At 65.3% G+C, this 17,108-nt stretch carries 20 protein-coding genes; 12 read left to right on the forward strand and 8 right to left on the reverse strand.

Annotated features, from left to right (window positions below):
- Position 1 precedes the first annotated feature (1 nt).
- From ftsX to prfB, 5 genes are read right to left on the reverse strand one after another with little or no spacing between them, the layout of a single operon-like run.
- Positions 2-898, reverse strand: coding sequence for a permease-like cell division protein FtsX (gene ftsX / locus ACJEIK_RS19315; RefSeq protein WP_061004623.1), 897 nt, complete (start codon positions 896-898; stop codon positions 2-4).
- On the reverse strand, positions 899-1,588 hold the full coding sequence (gene ftsE, locus ACJEIK_RS19320; RefSeq protein WP_061004622.1) for a cell division ATP-binding protein FtsE: 690 nt from the start codon (positions 1,586-1,588) through the stop codon (positions 899-901).
- Positions 1,589-1,642: 54 nt separating this feature from the next.
- A complete protein-coding gene (locus ACJEIK_RS19325) occupies positions 1,643-2,194 on the reverse strand; it encodes a hypothetical protein (RefSeq protein WP_082934767.1) in 552 nt (183 codons plus the stop codon).
- The gene (locus ACJEIK_RS19330) at positions 2,194-3,189 is read right to left on the reverse strand and encodes a mechanosensitive ion channel family protein (protein ID WP_061004619.1); all 996 of its coding nucleotides are present in this window, start codon (positions 3,187-3,189) and stop codon (positions 2,194-2,196) included. The genes ACJEIK_RS19325 and ACJEIK_RS19330 overlap by 1 nt, the downstream gene beginning before the upstream one ends.
- On the reverse strand, positions 3,182-4,297 hold the full coding sequence (gene prfB, locus ACJEIK_RS19335) for a peptide chain release factor 2 (protein WP_061004617.1): 1,116 nt from the start codon (positions 4,295-4,297) through the stop codon (positions 3,182-3,184). Before prfB ends, ACJEIK_RS19330 begins: the two co-directional genes overlap by 8 nt.
- A gap of 149 nt (positions 4,298-4,446) precedes the next feature.
- Between prfB and ACJEIK_RS19340 the strand changes: the two genes are divergently transcribed.
- The 7 genes from ACJEIK_RS19340 to ACJEIK_RS19370 all read left to right on the forward strand — a co-directional run bounded on the left by ACJEIK_RS19340 (position 4,447) and on the right by ACJEIK_RS19370 (position 9,242).
- Entirely contained in the window at positions 4,447-5,823 is a 1,377-nt protein-coding gene (locus ACJEIK_RS19340; RefSeq protein ID WP_267323605.1) for an FAD-dependent oxidoreductase, read from the forward strand.
- A gap of 136 nt (positions 5,824-5,959) precedes the next feature.
- A complete protein-coding gene (locus tag ACJEIK_RS19345; RefSeq protein WP_409430141.1) occupies positions 5,960-7,285 on the forward strand; it encodes a hypothetical protein in 1,326 nt (441 codons plus the stop codon).
- Positions 7,282-7,776: a hypothetical protein gene (locus ACJEIK_RS19350; protein WP_061004612.1), complete on the forward strand. Its 495-nt coding sequence runs from the start codon at positions 7,282-7,284 to the stop codon at positions 7,774-7,776. The genes ACJEIK_RS19345 and ACJEIK_RS19350 overlap by 4 nt, the downstream gene beginning before the upstream one ends.
- Positions 7,757-8,077, forward strand: coding sequence for a WXG100 family type VII secretion target (locus tag ACJEIK_RS19355; protein WP_133428462.1), 321 nt, complete (start codon positions 7,757-7,759; stop codon positions 8,075-8,077). The genes ACJEIK_RS19350 and ACJEIK_RS19355 overlap by 20 nt, the downstream gene beginning before the upstream one ends.
- A 2-nt stretch (positions 8,078-8,079) precedes the next feature.
- The gene (locus ACJEIK_RS19360; RefSeq protein ID WP_082761772.1) at positions 8,080-8,367 is read left to right on the forward strand and encodes a WXG100 family type VII secretion target; all 288 of its coding nucleotides are present in this window, start codon (positions 8,080-8,082) and stop codon (positions 8,365-8,367) included.
- Between the two features lie 87 nt (positions 8,368-8,454).
- On the forward strand, positions 8,455-8,592 hold the full coding sequence (locus ACJEIK_RS19365; protein ID WP_209841248.1) for a hypothetical protein: 138 nt from the start codon (positions 8,455-8,457) through the stop codon (positions 8,590-8,592).
- Positions 8,589-9,242 carry a metal-dependent phosphohydrolase gene (locus ACJEIK_RS19370; protein WP_244602344.1) on the forward strand — a complete coding sequence of 218 codons (654 nt, stop codon included), beginning with the start codon at positions 8,589-8,591 and terminating at the stop codon, positions 9,240-9,242. The genes ACJEIK_RS19365 and ACJEIK_RS19370 overlap by 4 nt, the downstream gene beginning before the upstream one ends.
- A 45-nt stretch (positions 9,243-9,287) precedes the next feature.
- Here ACJEIK_RS19370 and ACJEIK_RS19375 read toward each other — a convergent pair whose 3' ends face one another.
- Together ACJEIK_RS19375 and ACJEIK_RS19380 are read right to left on the reverse strand one after the other, a co-directional pair.
- Positions 9,288-9,644 (reverse strand): hypothetical protein, encoded by a 357-nt coding sequence (locus tag ACJEIK_RS19375; RefSeq protein WP_064859637.1) that lies wholly within the window; start codon positions 9,642-9,644, stop codon positions 9,288-9,290.
- 206 nt (positions 9,645-9,850) lie between these two features.
- Positions 9,851-10,147 (reverse strand): hypothetical protein, encoded by a 297-nt coding sequence (locus ACJEIK_RS19380; RefSeq protein WP_374704302.1) that lies wholly within the window; start codon positions 10,145-10,147, stop codon positions 9,851-9,853.
- A gap of 44 nt (positions 10,148-10,191) precedes the next feature.
- Here ACJEIK_RS19380 and hisN point away from each other — a divergent pair, with 44 nt between their 5' ends.
- From hisN to ACJEIK_RS19395, 3 genes are all read left to right on the forward strand, one after another.
- On the forward strand, positions 10,192-11,001 hold the full coding sequence (gene hisN, locus ACJEIK_RS19385) for a histidinol-phosphatase (RefSeq protein WP_064859636.1): 810 nt from the start codon (positions 10,192-10,194) through the stop codon (positions 10,999-11,001).
- 156 nt (positions 11,002-11,157) lie between these two features.
- Complete coding sequence (locus tag ACJEIK_RS19390) at positions 11,158-12,564, forward strand: acyl-CoA dehydrogenase family protein (RefSeq protein ID WP_409430142.1); 1,407 nt, start codon at positions 11,158-11,160, stop codon at positions 12,562-12,564.
- Between the two features lie 47 nt (positions 12,565-12,611).
- Positions 12,612-13,823 (forward strand): acyl-CoA dehydrogenase family protein, encoded by a 1,212-nt coding sequence (locus ACJEIK_RS19395; RefSeq protein ID WP_061009402.1) that lies wholly within the window; start codon positions 12,612-12,614, stop codon positions 13,821-13,823.
- A gap of 113 nt (positions 13,824-13,936) precedes the next feature.
- Here ACJEIK_RS19395 and ACJEIK_RS19400 read toward each other — a convergent pair whose 3' ends face one another.
- Positions 13,937-14,926 (reverse strand): esterase family protein, encoded by a 990-nt coding sequence (locus ACJEIK_RS19400; protein ID WP_064859634.1) that lies wholly within the window; start codon positions 14,924-14,926, stop codon positions 13,937-13,939.
- A 289-nt stretch (positions 14,927-15,215) separates the two neighbouring features.
- Here ACJEIK_RS19400 and ACJEIK_RS19405 point away from each other — a divergent pair, with 289 nt between their 5' ends.
- Together ACJEIK_RS19405 and ACJEIK_RS19410 are read left to right on the forward strand one after the other, a co-directional pair.
- Positions 15,216-15,806, forward strand: a complete 591-nt coding sequence (locus ACJEIK_RS19405) for a TetR/AcrR family transcriptional regulator (RefSeq protein WP_409430143.1) — start codon at positions 15,216-15,218, stop codon at positions 15,804-15,806.
- Between the two features lie 34 nt (positions 15,807-15,840).
- Positions 15,841-16,998, forward strand: coding sequence for an acyl-CoA dehydrogenase family protein (locus tag ACJEIK_RS19410; protein ID WP_064859632.1), 1,158 nt, complete (start codon positions 15,841-15,843; stop codon positions 16,996-16,998).
- The last annotated feature ends 110 nt before the right edge of the window (positions 16,999-17,108 follow it).

Consider the following 17,108-nt stretch of genomic DNA (forward strand, 5'->3'; position numbering starts at 1 on the left):
GCTACCGCCGTATGTACGCGCGCAGCGTGACGTATGCGGTGATGCCGGCCATGCCGAGCCCCAGCAACAACATCAGCGGCGCACAATAGACGAGGACATCGGCGTAGTCGACCTTGGCGATCAAACCCGCTTGGTAGAACTGGTTGAGCACGTCCTCGAGGAACATCGCCCGTACGATGATCAACCCGACGACGGCAAGCACCACACCAACCAGTGCCGCGAGCACCGCTTCGACGAAGAACGGCAATTGCGTGTACCAGCGCGTGGCGCCGACCAGCCTCATGATGCTGATCTCGGTGCTGCGGGTACGTGCGGCGATCAACACCGTGTTGGCGATCAACAGGGTCGCGGCGATTGCCTGAACGAGCGCCACTGCGAAGGCGGTGGCACTGATGCCGTCGAGAATGCCGAAGAGGCGGTCGACCAGTTCCTTCTGGTCGGTCACCTGGCGCACACCGGGACGTCCGCGCAGCGCGTCTTCAAATCCCTTGTGCTGCTCCGGATTGTCGAGCTTGACGACGAACGACGCGGGGAAAGCCTTCTTGCTCGCGTAATCCTTGAATGCCGGAATCCGGCGGACCGCGTCGTCGTACGCCTGGTCCCGGTTCATGTACCGCACCGACTTGACGTCCTTGCGGTCGTCGATCAGCTTGCGCAGCGACTTGCACGGGTCGGCGTCGCAGTTGGGGTCGTTGGACGAGACGTCGTCGGTCAGGAAGACCTGGCTCTCCACGCGGTCCAGATAGATCTGCTTGGACTGATCGGCCAGCCGCACCACGAGGAGACCACCGCCGAACAGGCCGATGGAGATGGCGGTCGTCAAGATCATGGCGACCGTCATGGTGACGTTGCGACGAAATCCGGTCAGGACTTCATTGACGAGAAAGCCGAAGCGCACTTAGCGATCCATTCCGTAGACGCCGCTCTGCTCATCGCGGATGAGGCGGCCGAGTTCGAGTTCGATGACGCGCTGACGCATCGAGTCGACGATGTGATGGTCGTGGGTGGCCATCACGACCGTCGTGCCGGTGCGGTTGATCCGCTCCAGCAGGTCCATGATGTCGTTGCTCGTCTCGGGGTCCAAGTTGCCGGTGGGTTCGTCGGCCAGCAGCACCAGCGGCCGGTTGACGAAGGCCCGGGCGATCGCGACCCGCTGCTGTTCGCCACCGGACAGCTCCCCGGGCAACCGGTTGGCCTTGCCGGACAGGCCCACCATCTCCAGCACGTCGGGCACGACGCGGTTGATGGTGTCCGGGCGCTTGCCGATCACCTCGAGCGCGAACGCCACGTTCTCGAACACCGTCTTCTGCTGCAGCAGCCGGAAATCCTGGAACACGCAGCCGAGCACCTGGCGCAGGCTCGGGATATGCCGGCTGGGCAGCTTGTTGACGTGGAACTTCGAGACGCGAATGTCACCCGAGGTCGGCACCTCGGCTCCGAGCAGCAGACGCATGAACGTCGACTTCCCGGAACCGGACGGACCGATGAGGAAGACGAACTCACCCTTGTCAATCTTGAGCGACACGTTGTCCAGGGCTGGGCGTGCCGAAGACTTGTAGTTCTTGCTCACGTGGTCGAGGGTGATCATCACGGCACGCCAGTGTAGTCGGACGCCGGAGTGTGACGGCTGAGGCTGTTGCTGCTAGCTCGCCGCCGGTGCCGCGCCGGGCGAAATGATGGTGGTCGTGACCGGGCCGTCGGGCGGCGCTGCGGCCGGGAGCGGACCCGGTGGCGGCGACGGTGCGGGAGCCGGCGTCGGTGCCGGAGCCATGCCGGGCAGCAACGGCAACGTGACCGGCGGCAGTCCCGGCGCCGGGGTGATGACCGTCGTGGTGGGCGGCGCCGTCGTGGTGGAACTGGTCGTGCTCGACGTCGTCGTTGTGGTCGTGGTCGTCGTCGTATCGGTCGTCTCGGTGGGAGTCTCCGTCGGCGTCGACCGGGGCGTCGTCCTCGGGCGGGTGTTCACATCGGTCCGCGGCACCCAGGTGTACTCGGGATTGGGCACGAACCCCGGTGGCACCACCGCGGGCGGCGGCGTCGGCGGAGGCGGTGGCGGTGCATAGGTCTGGTGCAGCCAGTACGCGACGAAGAAGGCCACCATCAGACCGACCGTCGACGTCCGGACCCGCCCCAGGATGTATGCGGGCCAGGCGCGGTCAGCGCGTTTGACGGCGATACGGGACAGCGCACTCATCATCGCTGGTCCCCCGGCCCCTGGGTCTCGTCCGCGGCGCCGGCGGCGGTCGCCGGATGCACCATGGCCTCCACTTCAGGCTCGTGGTCGGCGGGACTCTCGATACCGGCCCGACCGAAGGCCGAGACGACCATCACGCGCAGTCGCCGGCCGACCTCGAACTGCTTGCCGGGCAGTGTCCGCGCCACCATCCTCAAGTTCACGGTGTCCAGTTCGATGCTCTCCACACCCATCAACTGCGGTTTGTCGAGCAGCAGCGTGCGCAACTGGCGGTCTTCCATCGCGCGTTCGCACACCCGGCCCAGCACGTCGTTGACCTTGCCGAGATCGGCCGTCGTGGGCACCGGGATGTCGACCACCGCGCGCGCCCAGTCCTTGGACAGGTTGACGGTCTTGGCGATCTGCCCGTTCGGGATCGTGTACACCTCGCCGTCACTGGAGCGCAGTTTGGTGACGCGCAGCGTGACGTCTTCGACGGTGCCCTCTGCCGGCACCGTGATCCCGCTGACGGTGAGCGACACCAGGTCACCGAAGCCGTATTGCTTCTCGGTGATGATGAAGAACCCCGCGAGTAGGTCCTGCACGATGCGCTGGGCACCGAAGCCCAGCGCGGCGCCCAGCACCGCGGCGGGAGCGACCAGCGAGCCGATGGGGATGCCGAGGATCTGGATGACGTCGACCAGCACGATCACCGATACCAGAGCAATCGTCACCCACGAGATCACCGAGGCGACAGCTTGCCGGTGCTTGGTGGTCTCCGACCGGACGAGCGCATCGCTCTCCTGAAAGCGCTCATCGATGCGCGCGGTGACCCGGTGCGTCAGCCAGCCGACGAACCGCGCGATGAGCATCGCCGCGATGACGAGCATGACGATCCGCAGCCCGCGGGTGATGATCCATTCGCCGATCGAGCCCCGCCAGAAGTCGTGCCACTGCTGGGCCCACCAACCGAGCGACTCCGGTTGGCTCGCGGCAATCAGAGAAAAATTAGTCATCTTCTTTTCGGTTGCGCCAGCGGATTCCGGCTTCCAGGAAGCCGTCGATGTCGCCGTCGAGAACCGAGGCCGGGTTGCCGACCTCGAACTCGGTGCGCAGGTCCTTCACCATCTGGTAGGGGTGCAGCACGTACGAGCGCATCTGGTTGCCCCAGGAGCTGCCGCCGTCGCCCTTGAGGGCGTCCATTTCGGCGCGCTCTTCCTGGCGCTTGCGTTCCAGCAGCTTGGCGCTGAGCACTCGCATCGCGGAAACCTTGTTCTGCAGCTGCGATTTTTCGTTCTGACAGGTCACGACGATGCCGGTCGGGATGTGCGTGAGCCGGACCGCCGAGTCGGTGGTGTTCACGGACTGACCACCCGGGCCGCTCGAGCGGTAGACGTCGACGCGGATGTCGCCTTCGGGGATGTCGATGGAGTCGGCGGTCTCGACGACCGGCAGCACCTCGACGTCGGCGAACGACGTTTGACGGCGACTCTGGTTGTCGAAGGGGCTGATCCGCACGAGCCGGTGGGTGCCCTGCTCGACCGACAGCGTGCCGTACGCGAACGGAGTGTGCACCGCGAACGTGGCGCTCTTGATGCCCGCCTCCTCCGCATACGACGTGTCGAAAACCTCGACCGGATACCCGTGCTTCTCGGCCCAGCGGATGTACATGCGCATCAACATCTCGGCCCAGTCGGCAGCGTCGACGCCACCGGCGCCGGAGCGGATGGTGACGACAGCTTCCCGCTCGTCGTATTCCCCCGACAGCAGCGTTCGAACCTCGAGCGCCTCGATGTCCTCACGCAACTTGGCCAGTTCGGCATCGGCGTCGGCGATCGCGTCGGTCTTGGCCGCGCCCTCTTCCTCCTCGGCCAGTTCGTAGAGCACGGGCAGGTCCTCGACCCGTCCGCGCAGCTCCTCGACCCGGCGCAGCTCGCCCTGTGCGTGCGACAGGCTGCTGGTCACCTTCTGGGCGTTGGCCTGGTCGTCCCACAACTTGGGATCGGATGCCTCATCTTCGAGTTTGGCGATTCGCGCGCGCAGACCTTCGACGTCGAGCACCCGCTCCACAGTCGTCAGAGTGCTGTCGAGGGCGGCAATGTCGGCTTGACGGTCGAGGTCCACAAAGGATGAGGGTACCGACCAGTGAGACGGACTTTCACATTGCGAGCCCTGATCGCTTAGACCGGTTTAGCATCGCCGTGTAACCCGCTCGGCCGCGTCGCGACAGCCCCTTGCGCGCACTGAGCAGAACAAGAAGGCAAACCATACATATGCGCCCTTACCATGTGGCGGTTGTCGGATCCGGCCCGTCAGGGTTTTTCGCTGCCGCGTCACTGTTGAAATTCGCCGATGCCAAGGCCGCAACCGATGATCCGGTCGAGGTGCGCATCGACATGCTCGAGATGCTGCCCACCCCGTGGGGACTGGTGCGCTCCGGCGTGGCTCCGGACCATCCGAAGATCAAGACCGTGACGGCGCAATTCGACAAGGTCGCCGACGATCCCCGGTTCCGGTTCTTCGGCAACATCACCGTCGGTGAGCACGTGCAGGCCCCCGAGCTTTCGGAGCGCTACGACGCCGTCATCTACGCCATCGGCGCCCAGTCCGACCGCCCGCTCGGCATCCCCGGTGAGGAACTGGAAGGCAGCGTGGCTGCCGTCGACTTCGTCGGCTGGTACAACGCGCATCCGCATTTCGCGGCCATGAACCCCGATGTCACGCAGGACCGGGCCGTGGTCGTCGGCAACGGCAACGTGGCGTTGGACGTGGCCCGCATCCTCGTCAGCGATCCGGGCGAGCTGGCGGCCACCGACATCGCCGACCACGCGCTGACGGCCCTCGGCGCCCGCGGCGTCCGCGAGGTCGTGATCATCGGCCGGCGCGGCCCGTTGCAGGCGCCGTTCACGACGCTGGAACTGCGCGAACTCGGCGACCTCGCGGCCATGGCCGACGTCGACGTGATCGTCGACCCGGCCGATGTCGACGGCATCACCGACGCGGACCTGGAAGCGGCGGGCAAGACGGTGCGGCAGAACATCAAGATCCTGCGCAGCTATGCCGAACGCGGGGCCCTCGGGCGCGCGCGCCGCATCGTCTTCAAGTTCCAGACCTCGCCCATCGAGATCAAGGGAACCGACCGCGTCGAGTCAATCGTGTTGGGCCACAACGATCTGATCGACGACGGCGGCCGGATCGTCGCCAAGGACAGCGGCCACCGCGAAGAACTGCCGGCCCAGCTGGTGGTGCGCGCGGTGGGCTACCGCGGCGTGCCGACCGCGGGCCTGCCGTTCGACGAGCGCGCCGCGACCATCCCGCACACCGAGGGCCGGGTCGAGGGCAGCCGCAACGAATACGTCGTCGGCTGGATCAAGCGCGGGCCGTCGGGCGTGATCGGCAGCAACAAGAAGGACTCGCAGGACACCGTCAACACCCTGATCGAGGACATCTGCGGCGCCGAGCTGGCCGACTTCGGACCCAGCCACACCGAGGACCTGGAGGCCTGGTTCCTGTCCCGGCAGCCGGCCTTGGTGACCAACGACCATTGGCGCCTGATCGACGCGCACGAGCGGTCGGCCGGCGAGGGCCAGAACCGGCCGCGCGTGAAGCTGACCGACGTGGCGCACATGCTGCGGGTGGCGCACGGCTGACTACGTTGCGCCGGCACCTGAAGCGAATGCGGGCCGCGAATATCTACAGGAAACTTTCAGATATCTCCGCTTAGCATTGCTTTAGGGGAGGTGCGCAGGCAGTTTCGGGCTCACGAACAAGCTGCAGCTGCGGTTGATGACGGTTATCAAAGTCGACGCTGCACAAATGCGTGCGGCGGCCAAAGGCCTGGCCGGCAATGCCAACGCGGCATCTGACTCATACAGCAAAGTCAGTGCCGCGATGGGATCTATCGGGGGTATGGCCGGATCAGATCCGGCCGCCCAGGACTGGGGCCACGGCTTTGACTCGGCCCTGGCCCGGGCACTTCAAGCTCACTATTCGTCAGTGGGCGCGGTAGCGAACTGCGCGGAACTTACCGATGCCACCGCTGTCAATCACCTGAACGCAGATGGCCAATCCGTGGTGGGGCCAAAGCCGACGCCCGAGGCATTGGGGATCTCCAAGACCAACCTTGTTCCAATGTGCCTTGCACCTCCGCCATCGTCCGCCGGCGGCGACGATGCCAGCAAGCCGTGGTGGTGGGCCAAAATCCAGCATCTCGTCGGTGATATCTGGCCGAATGGGCACCAGGATCGCCTGCATTCCGCGGCGGCGTCACTTCGCACAGCTGCGACAGAACTGCGCTCCGTCGCCAGCCAGATGCAGGGCAACGTCGCCGTCATCGAGAATCAGATCTCCCCCGAGATCGACTCGGCAACCGTAACTTTGATCAAACTGCAAACCGGCCTCAATTCAGTCGCCGGCACTTACGATCAACTGGCACAAAATTGCGACGATCACGCTCACCACATCGACGACGCACATTCCCAGATGGAGGAAGCGGCGGCAGAACTCATTGGACTTGCGCTGCTCGACGTCCTCACCGACGGCGCTTTGTCTGCGGCCGTCGCGCGGGTAGCAGCACGGGTGATGGAGATATACGAGGATTTCAGGGGTCTGTTGCAGACCGCGCGCCTGGCTATCAAAGGCACCGAGGAGGCCGCAGAGGCCACTGAAGGCGTGATGGGCGGGGTCGAACAGGCGGTCAGCAAGGTCGAGTCGTTCTCGGAGGCCGATTCAGCCGCTATGAATCCGGCAAAAGACCTGACCAAACCTACGGGCGACCCAGCCACCGCGCATTTGCCGCCGCTTCGTCAGCATTACATCCAGGACGTCCAACAAAAGGTTGGATCACTCGTGCAGGAACTCCGGCAAGCGGGTGCATCGGACGAGCAGATTGCCCGAGCAGCCAACGCAGAACGGCGAGCAATCGGGCAAGAATACAAGGACGCCACCCCCGAGCCGATGAAGAGCCAGATCTATGGTCGGAATGAAGAAAAATACGGTGACCCACTTGGACCAACCTACGACTATCTCAAGGCGCAAGGAAAAACTGACCAACAAATTATCGATGCATCGCAACGCACCGGCGGCGGCGATTTAGGATTGGGCCAAAAATGACTGAGACGAAAATACTGACGTTACTCTCGCACGATAAGTGGCTCGACGTCGCAGACTATCGTCTTTCTACTCACACAATCGAAAATATCCGACACGTCGATAACCCGGAAGACTTGAAATTTTTGGAAATTTCCGGCCGGTACGGCACTGTGGGATCGGAAAAAATTGTCGTAAGCCTCGACAAATCTTTCCGTGCACTTGTCGTCGGATTCGAGCACGATGCTCAATTCGCACTCTCCAACTGCGATGTCCAGTGGACTCAACTTGACGAGACTCTTGCCCAATTGACGATAACGCACGGGGCATACACCAGATCCCTCACATATCCCCACCATCGCGACTGGGTCGAGGATGATTTCAACTTCGACATGAGCTCATACGAAGATTTTGATTTCGGCTTGTGGATATATGGCTTAAAGACTGACCCAGACCTCAGGCAGCGGTTGACGCAAGAATGGGCAGGGGCGCGGCATGGGGGTTCGATTGTCTAATCCACTAAAGGTCAACACGCAGAATACCTTCGAAGCAGCACAGGGCGTGGCCAACCAAGCACTGGAACTGCGGGACCACCTCAAGCAAATAACCCTGGAGTGGGAACAACTGTCCGACAGCTGGGAAGGAAGGGCCGCATCCGCTTATTTGCACGCATGGACCGAGTGGCACGACAGCGCGTCGATCCTGGTGCAGTCCCTCGTCGAATCGTCTGAGAAATTGATGCGTGCGGCGATCGCATACGACGAACAGGACCATGCGAGCGGCTGCAACATCAACTCCGCGGGAAGCACTATCTGATCATGAGCCACTATCGGGTCGAACTCGAAAACCTGTCTTCATTCATCGATAAGCTTGCGGCGTTCGACAACAACGCGGAGGCCGTCACTTCAACCGTCGACCAACTCGTCTCACAATTACATGAGACATGGTCAGGATCGGCCGCAGACGCTCATCAAAGTCGCCACGACGAATGGATGCAAGCGGCGTCAAACATGCGTGAGGCGGTCGGGAAATTACGACAGGCAGCGCATGATGCGCACCACAACTACGACCGTGCCGTATCCACAAATACGACTATGTGGCCATAACCACGCACCAGCGGTGAGGATGGTGTGCCGGTCGCGCACAAGCTGACTAACATGCATGTGACGCAGCGTGACAGGAAGGGGCGGATCATGAGCGGATGGCATCGGTTCATGCCCAAGACGTGCCGGCCGACCAGCAAACGGTTGTGCGCCGTGGACGACACCCGGACCGGAAGCAGCCGCAAACCTCTGGACCCCATCCAACTCCCGCCGGACTACGCACAGTGACAGTTGACAACGCCGATGACCAGATCGGCGAACTGCACCGATCCTGGTACGAACTCCTCGCACCTCACGCTGGCGCGGCGGTTGACATCGCCCAGACAGGACGGGCAGTGATCGCGTCGTGGGCAGAACCGTCACGGCGTTATCACGACCTCGACCACCTGTGTGATGTTCTGCGCAGTGTCGACCAGTTGGCCGCACATGCGGCCGACCCGACTGCGGTTCGGCTGGCGGCGTGGTACCACGATGTGGTCTATCACGGGCGCTCGGACGACGAGCTGGCAAGCGCCGCCCGCGCCGAACGTGAACTCTTCAACCTGGACGTCGAGCACAGCCTGGTGACCGAAGTGGCGCGGCTCGTACGCCTGACCGCCACCCATGATCCTGGCCCCGGGGACCGCAACGGAGAAACCCTTTGCGACGCCGACCTACGCATCCTGGCGTCTCCCGCCGATCGCTACGCCCGCTACGTGGCTGCAGTGCGCGCCGAGTACGCCCATGTGCCCGACGCCCAATTCCGTGAGGGCCGCGCTGCCCTGCTCTCATCGTTGCTGGCTGGGCCAGCACTGTTTCGCACGCCACACGGACACGCAGAATGGGAAGCTCCGGCGCGGGCCAACCTCACCGCCGAATTGCGCACTCTGCGCGCCTGAGAGCTCATCCACCCGAGTTCTCACAACCTGTACGCGCACACCCGGCTAGTGGCCGGGCCGCAGGATGCCCTGCACGGCGAATGTCGTCAGGTTGCCGCCTGAGTTGAGCAGCGACGACGTGGCCGTCGACCCGGACAGCAAGCCCGAACCCAGTGAACCCACGCCGGCCTGAAGGCCGCCGGCGTTGATGGCCGCGATGCCCTCGAGTCCCCCGATGTTGTGGGTGGTGAAGTGCTGGGCGAAACCGGCCTCGTTGCTCAGGGCGCCGCCCAGGCCGTCGAGCGGACCACTGTCAGCTAATGCCGTACCTGCGGGTGCAAGGAGCAGCGATCCGCCTGCGGCGAGTGCCGCCCCGATCATCTTGGTGGCCCTACCGGTCGCCGACATCTGAGACGTGGCCATGTGCGTTGTTGTCCCCTTCTGCGGAAAGATTCTGTCCAACGGTCGAATCCGAGCGCTGCACGCCAGACGGCCGGCAAGCTCGATGCGATAGCTGACTATTCACACAGTGAATCTATTAGCACAGGACAATGCTCGAATTGAACCCATTTTCCGAAAATCCCAGAGAGTGCTGAGCAAACTCGCGGAGCAGTCCGAGAAAGAGCCGACTACGCCTGAGTGGCGTGCGGCGCGAAGTTCCAGTTGTCGGGGTTCTTGGGCGAGTAGACGACGGGGACCAACTGGCCCACCGTGGGCCACTCGGCGACGTCGATCGCGATACGGCCGTAGACCTCGTGCTCGTTCACGCTGGGGCCGTTGATGACTCCGGCGACGGTGACGAACTGCTCCCCCGTGGCGTCCGGCCGCGGACTGACGCCGGTGATCAGCAGCGTCCCGCTCTCCCCGCTACGCGTACGTCGCAACCACGGGGCGGCCAGCAGCACGAGCGCCCCGAGCAAGACAATGAGCACGACGAATTCCCACACCCACTCATGGTAGGACTGCACTCATGAGTGCCACCCAAGCAAGTAGCGCAGCGGATTGCGCGTCCCGCCGAGACGACGTCACTTTGGCCCTGGCCCTGGCCGATCAGGCCGATGCCGTGACGCTCGATCGCTTCGGCGCGCTGGACCTGCGCATCGAGACCAAGCCGGACCTGACGCCGGTGACCGATGCCGACCAGTCCGTGGAGCGGGTGCTGCGCGAGACGTTGGCCGCGGCCCGGCCGGACGACGCCCTGTTGGGCGAAGAGTACGGGGGCACAGCGGTTTTCGCGGGCCGGCAGTGGGTCATCGATCCGATCGACGGCACCAAGAACTTCGTCCGCGGCGTGCCGGTGTGGGCGACGTTGATCGCCCTTCTCGAGGACGGTGTGCCGGTCGTCGGTGTCGTCAGCGCGCCGGCTCTCGGCCGTCGGTGGTGGGCCGGCACCGGCGCGGGCGCGTTCAGTTCATTCGGCGGGCGGACGCGGCCCATCTCGGTATCGGGCGTCGACGCACTGGACGCGGCGAGCCTGTCCTACTCTGATCTGACCACCGGCTGGGAAGACCGGCGCGACGCCTTCGTCGCACTGACCGACGCGGTGTGGCGGGTGCGCGCGTACGGCGACTTCTGGTCGTACTGCCTACTGGCCGAAGGTGCGGTCGACATCGCCGTCGAACCGGAGGTCAAACTCTGGGATCTGGCCGCGTTGGACGTCGTCGTCCGCGAGGCCGGCGGGGCGTTCACGAACCTGGCCGGCGCGCCCGGGCCGCACGGCGGCAGCGCGGTGGCGACCAATGGATCACTGCACGAAAAGGTGCTCGCCGCCCTCTCCTGATGCCGCGATTTGTGCACGAAAACCCGCGTTCAGCGCGGGTTTTCGTGCATAGGCAGCCGAGTCCCCGAATGTGAATTTGATAACACGAGCGTCGTACCTTACTCCGGAGTAAGATACGGTCATAACGCACTGCCCCAACGACGCGAGGCTGTCGAAATGACCAACACCCTTCCTCAGAACGGCACATCTGCCGGCTCCGCCCAGCGCCCCGTGCGCAAGGGCCCGGAGAGCGCCATCGGACTCCAGCGGCACAAGCGGACAGCGACCGACATCGGTCTGGCGCTGATCACGCCTTTTGTCGGCCAGGAGTTCCTGGACAAGTACAACCTGCGGGATCCGATGAACCGCGGCCTGAAGTACGGCATCAAGACGGCGTTTTCCACCGCCGGCGCCGCGGGCCGGACGTTCAAGCGCATTCCCGGAGTGAACGGCGCCCCGACGCGCCTGAAGCCGGGCGGGTCGGACTACTTCGACCTGAATCCGGACGAAGACCAGCAAATGATCGTGGACACCGTCCGCGAGTTCTCCGCGGAGACTCTGCGCCCGGCCGCCCATGACGCCGACGCGGCCGCGACCTACCCGGCCGACCTGATCGCCAAGTCCGCCGAGCTCGGCATCACCGCGTTCAACGTGCCCGAGGAGTTCGACGGCATCGCCTCTTCCCAGAGCACCGTCACCACGGCGCTGGTTGCCGAGGCCCTGGCATACGGCGACATGGGCCTGGCCTTGCCGATCCTGGCCCCGGGCGGCGTGGCGTCGGCCCTGACCCGTTGGGGCAGCGCCGGCCAGCAGGCCACCTACCTGCCGTCGTTCGCCGGCGAGAACGTGCCGCAGGCCTGTGTCGCAATCGCCGAGCCGCACACACTCTTCGACCCGACGGCGCTGCGGACCACCGCGGTCCGCACCCCCAGCGGCTACCGCCTCAACGGCGTCAAGTCTCTGGTTCCGGCCGCCGCCGACGCCGAGCTGTTCATCATCGGCGCGCAGCTCGACGGCAAGCCGGCGCTGTTCATCGTCGAGTCCAACTCCGAGGGGCTGTCGATCACGGCCGACCCGAGCATGGGCATCCGCGCGGCGGCCCTGGGCAAGATCGAGCTGGACAACGTCGCGGTGCCGCTGGCCAACCGCCTGGGCGAGGACGAGGCGACCGACAACGACTACGCCGAGGCCATCGCGCTGTCCCGATTGGGTTGGGCCGCACTGGCAGTCGGCACCTCGCACGCGGTGCTCGACTACGTGGTGCCCTACGTCAAGGAGCGCCAGGCGTTCGGCGAGCCGATCGCCAACCGCCAGGCGGTGGCGTTCATGTGCGCCAACATCGCCATCGAACTGGACGGCCTGCGCCTCATCGTCTGGCGCGGTGCCTCGCGTGCCGAGCAGGGCATGACCTTCCTGCGTGAAGGCGCCCTGGCCAAGCGGTTCGCCGCCGACAAGGGCATGCAGATCGGCCTCGACGGCGTGCAGCTGCTCGGTGGCCATGGCTACACCAAGGAACACCCGGTTGAGCGCTGGTACCGCGATCTGCGGGCACTCGGCGTCGCCGAGGGTGTCGTGGTTCTGTAAGCCGGCCCGGTAGTCCAACTCTTCCGAACTTACCCGAAAGACCAATCATGGCAATCAATCTGGAACTGCCCCGCAAACTGAAGGCAGTCGCGGAAAAGGGACATCAGGGCGCCGCCGAGATGCTCCGCCCGATCTCCCGTAAGTACGACCTCGCCGAGCATGCCTACCCGTCCGAGCTCGACACCCTGGCCAGCCTGTTCGAGGGCGTGCAGGAATCGAACACCGTCTCGGTGGCCGGCGCCGGCTTCTCGGCCAACGAATCCAAGAGCAAGCACGCAAACGTCAACGGCGCCAACATGTCTGCGCTGCTGAACGCGCTCGAGGTCAGCTGGGGCGACGTCGCCCTGCTGCTGACCGTGCCCTACCAGGGCCTGGGCAATGCCGCCATCTCCGCGGTCGCCACCAAGGACCAGCTGTCCAAGTGGGGCAAGGTGTGGGCCGCCATGGCCATCACCGAGCCCAGCTTCGGTTCCGACTCCGCGGCGGTCACCACCACCGCCGTGCTCGATGGTGACGAGTACGTCATCAACGGCGAGAAGATCTTCGTCACCGCCGGCTCGCGCGCCACCCACATCGTGGTGTGGGCGACCGTCGACAAGTCGCTGGGCCGTGCCGCCATCAAGTCGTTCGTCGTGCCGCGCGAGCACCCCGGCGTCATCGTTGAACGCCTCGAGCACAAGCTGGGCATCAAGGCCTCCGACACCGCGGTCATCCGCTTCGACAACTGCCGGGTCCCGAAGGATTACCTCCTGGGCGATCCGGAGGTCAAGGTGGACAAGGGTTTTGGTGGGGTCATGGAGACCTTCGACAACACCCGTCCGATGGTCGCCGCCATGGCGATCGGCGTGGGCCGTGCCGCCCTGGAGGAGCTGCGGGCGATCCTGACCGACGCGGGCATCGAGATCTCGTACGACAAGCCGGCCCACGCGCAGAGCGCACCGGCCGCGGAGTTCCTCCGGATGGAGTCCGACTGGGAGGCCGCGTACCTGCTGTCGCTGCGCGCCGCCTGGCAGGCCGACAACAAGATCCCGAACTCGAAGGAAGCGTCCATGAGCAAGGCCAAGGCCGGGCGCATGGGCACCGACGTCACCCTCAAGGCCGTCGAATTGGCAGGCACCACAGGCTATTCCGAGCAGACACTGCTGGAGAAGTGGGCCCGCGACTCGAAGATTCTCGACATCTTCGAGGGCACGCAGCAGATTCAGCAGCTCGTCGTGGCCCGGCGGCTGCTGGGCCTGTCGTCGGCACAGCTCAAGTGACCGGGGCTCCGGTAGCCCGGCACCACGACCGGGCTACTGGGGCACGGTAGCCACCACACTGTGATAAGCAGACAGGCCCCGGGATTGCTCCCGGGGCCTGTCTGCTGTCGAGGTTACGAGGACGGGTTGGCGCCCAGCACACGCTGCAGGTCAGGCTTCATGGCCTGCAGCTGCTGGCCCCAGTAGCCCCAGTCGTGGGTGCCGCTGTCGGGGAAGTTGAACACGCCGTTGTTGCCGCCCGCGGCCAGGTAGTTGTCCTGGAAGGTGCGGTTGGTGCGGATGGTCAGCCCCTCGAGGAACTTGGCCGGCACGTTGTCACCACCGAGCTCGCTCGGGTTGCCGTTACCGCAGTAGACCCACAGGCGGGTGTTGTTGGCGACGAGCCGCGGGATGTTGACCATCGGGTCGTTGCGCTGCCAGGCGTTGTTCGGGTCGCCCGTCGAGCCCCACATGTCGTCGGCCTTGTAGCCGCCGGCGTCGCCCATCGAGACGTTGATCAGGAACGGCCACCAGCCCTCGGACGGGTTCAGGAAGCCCGACATCGAACCGGCGTAGATGAACTGGTCGGGGTGCCAGATCGCCAGGGTCATGGACGACGAGCCGGCCATCGAGAGGCCGACGGCGGCACTACCGGTCGGCTTGACCTCCCGGTTGGCCTGCAGCCACTGCGGCAGCTCCGAGGTCAGGAAGGTCTCCCACTTGTAGGTGGAGCAGCCCGCCTTGCCACACGCCGGCTTGTACCAGTCGGTGTAGAAGCTGGACTGGCCGCCGACCGGCATGACGATCGACAGACCGGAACCGAGGTACCACTCGAAGGCGGCGGTGTTGATGTCCCAGCCGTTGTAGTCGTCCTGTGCGCGCAGACCGTCGAGCAGGTACACCGCAGGCGAACCGTTGCCACCGCTCTGGAACTGCACCTTGATGTCGCGGCCCATGGACGGCGACGGCACCTGGAGGTATTCGACCGGCAGGCCGGGGCGCGAGAACGCACCGGCGGTCGCTGTCTGGCCGGCAAGTCCGATGAGACCCGGGAGCAGGGCGACGGCCGAGACGGCGCCGGCGACCCTGCGCGCCCAGCGGCCGCGAAGCTTGTCAACGAACATTCACAATCCCATTTCAGTATCAGGTACCGGGTATCGTGCCCACTCCACGCGCTCGAACGGCGTTGGTGGCACAGCCGCGATCACTCGCAGCTGTGTGCGGCGGCTCAGCCTGGTACGGGAACTGAACGCACCGAATGATTCAGTTGTATGTGGGCAGTAAAACACGCACCGGACACGCCGAGGAACCCCCGATTCCGGCTTGAGACCAGGTTGTTGCGGACTTCGTACCGTTCAGCTACCACCCTGACGCAAAGCCGCGCGGTGTTCATCCGGCCGTAGGCTGCCGTTTGTGACGAGCGATCGGGACCAGGTCGACGAGCTGCCGGACGCCCGAGCCGGCGGCCGGTTGGGGATCGACGACTGGCGCGCGGCCGGGTACGCGATCCTGGCCGAAGAGGGCCTGAAGGCCCTCAAGATCGACCGGTTGTGCGCTCGACTGAAGGTCACCAAAGGCAGCTTCTACTGGCATTTCACCAACATCGCCGCCTACCGGACAGCTCTCATCCAGGGCTGGAGCGAGCTGCGCGACGCCGACCGCAGCCAGATCGAGGAGATCGGCGCCCTGGCCCCGCGCGACCGATTGGTCCGCATGATGAATTCGCTGGTCAGCCCCAGGCATTGGACGCTGGAACGGGCCATGCGGGAGTGGGCGCGCTCGGATGAGGCCGTCGCCGAGAGCGTGCGGGCCGCGGACCGGCGCATTCTCGCCGCGGTCCGGCGCGCGTTCGAGGATTACGGCTTCGACGCCGACGAGGCCGAACTGCGGGCCGACGCCACCTTCGCTGTCGGCATCGGATTCCTGCACCTCTCGGGCGACTCCCCGCATCCGCGGCTGGCCGCGCGCAGCGAACGATTCCTCGACCTGATGCTCGCGACCTGACCTCCATACTAAAAGGTATGGTACGGTCCGGCGCATGTTGAAAACGCAGGCCGGCATCACCGATGGGTTCGTCACCGCACTCGGTGAACGCGCCGCCGAGGCCGAAGAACTCCGCCGCCTCCCCGACGACACCGTGAGCGACCTGATCGCGTCCGGTTTCACCGAGCTTCTGGTGCCCGCACGCTTCGGCGGACAGGAGGCACCGTTCCCCGACATCCTCGATCCGGTGCGCCGCCTTGCCCACGGCTGCACCTCGAGCGCCTGGACCATCGGGTTCCTGACGCTGCACAACTGGATGCTGGCGCTGTTCGGCGAGCAGGCCCAGCAGGAGGCGTTCGACAGCCGGCCCTTCCTGGCACCGGCACCGCTGGCCCCGACCGGCAGAGGGCTGCCGGCCGACGGCGGCATCCGGCTGTCCGGGCGCTGGTCCTGGGCCACAGGGGTCATGCACGGCAACTGGATCATCGTCGCCGCGCTCTGCGGGCCGGATGACGGCATCTACCCCGCCCTGGCGCTCTTGCCGATCAGTGCCGTCAGCGTCGAGGACGTCTGGCACACCGACGGGATGCGGGCCACCGGCTCCAACGACGTCGTCGCCACGGACGTATTCGTGCCCGAGCACCGCCTGGTCAAGGTCACCGACATCTATGCCGGCACCGCGCCCGGCGCGGGACTGCACGACAGCGCCACCTACCGCTGGCCCATGGTGCCGGCACTGGCCCTGCTCGCGGCGATGCCAGCCCTGGGCAGCGCCGAGCGGGTGACAGAGAGCTACGCGCAGCGCTTGGCCGAGCGGGTACTGCCGTACGAGGGCGTCATGCAGAAGGACAAGCCGATTGCCCAGGCGCACCTGGCCGGAGCGCAGGTCCGGTTGCGGTCACTGCGCGCCCTGCTTGCCGACACCGTCGGGGAGATCGAGGCGATCGTCGTCGCAGGCGATTCCGTCGAGAAACCCGTGCGGGCACAAGCGCGGCTGGCGGCCGCACACATCGTTGCCGAATCACGCGCGGTGATCGGCGAGCTCATGGGCGCCGGCGGGGCCAGCATCCATTTCCTGTCGAGTCCGATGCAACGCTTCAAGCGCGACGTCGACGTGCTGGCCGGGCACGTCGTGTTCGACTACGACACCAGCCGGGAGCTGGCCGGCGCACTCGCGCTCGGCATGAAGATCCCGCGCACTTCCATGGTCTAGGCAATCGATCACCGCGCCCTCGCCGCAGAATCGCGTACACCCCGGCGCGCGGATCGATTCACCCTTGCCTACCACCTAAACCAAAAGTAATGTCACTTTCAGTTTTGCTG

This window comes from Mycobacterium sp. SMC-16 (assembly GCF_046250085.1).
Lineage (GTDB): Bacteria > Actinomycetota > Actinomycetes > Mycobacteriales > Mycobacteriaceae > Mycobacterium > Mycobacterium phocaicum.